The sequence below is a fragment of the Psychrobacter sp. 16-MNA-CIBAN-0192 genome (assembly GCF_040309565.1).
GTDB lineage: Bacteria > Pseudomonadota > Gammaproteobacteria > Pseudomonadales > Moraxellaceae > Psychrobacter.
Map to the genome: position 1 here is coordinate 1 of NZ_JBEOOX010000300.1, position 269 is coordinate 269.

The 269-nt window shown below is 37.5% G+C and carries 1 protein-coding gene; it reads left to right on the forward strand.

Annotated features, from left to right (window positions below):
* On the forward strand, positions 1-269 hold a 269-nt coding region (locus AAEY78_RS13330), incomplete at both ends, for a hypothetical protein (RefSeq protein WP_352339787.1).

Sequence of the window (269 nt, forward strand, 5' to 3'; positions counted from 1 at the left end):
GCGATAGAGCATCAATTAGCTCATCCTCAAATGATATTAGAAGCATCGGCAATTTGTGAAAATCAAATTTTACTGCTCGACCTATTATTACATCCTGACCTGAATATTAATCGACTTCGACCGATTATCGAAAGTATTAGCTGGTTATCACGTGATTTAATCAATTTAATTAATAGTCCAGCATCTCGTCACCGACGGCCTAAACATGGCGATGTTCAAGTGACCGACATAAAGCTGGTGCTTAACTACATTGGTATTGAAAATTTACG